This is a genomic window from Paraburkholderia sp. SIMBA_030 (assembly GCF_046535245.1).
GTDB lineage: Bacteria > Pseudomonadota > Gammaproteobacteria > Burkholderiales > Burkholderiaceae > Paraburkholderia.
This window is the reverse complement of the sequence record NZ_JAWRXB010001100.1, coordinates 1-253: the sequence shown is the minus strand read 5'-3', so window position 1 is coordinate 253 and position 253 is coordinate 1. Positions and strand designations below refer to the sequence as shown.

Sequence of the window (253 nt, the reverse complement as noted above, 5' to 3'; positions counted from 1 at the left end):
ATACGGCTAATGCAGCCAAAGTATATATCGTGCGCGACAACCCTCAGTACCAGTATACCAATATTTACTACGTCGATATGCAGAGCATTACAAGCTTGGCATTAGCCAGTCGCTTTGACATGCAAGCCAATGACATTCTTTATGTGGATCCAACAGGCTTGGCCCGCTGGAATCGTGTGATTAGTGCGATATTACCGTCAACCTCTGCCATCAACGTGATATCAGGGTTATAAATGATAGCTAGTGAAAATAC

At 43.9% G+C, this 253-nt stretch carries 1 pseudogene; it reads left to right on the top strand.

Annotated elements, in window-relative coordinates:
* Positions 1 to 233: pseudogene (locus tag SB772_RS43410) on the top strand (sugar transporter); the annotation flags it as partial.
* Positions 234 to 253: the final 20 nt, after the last annotated feature.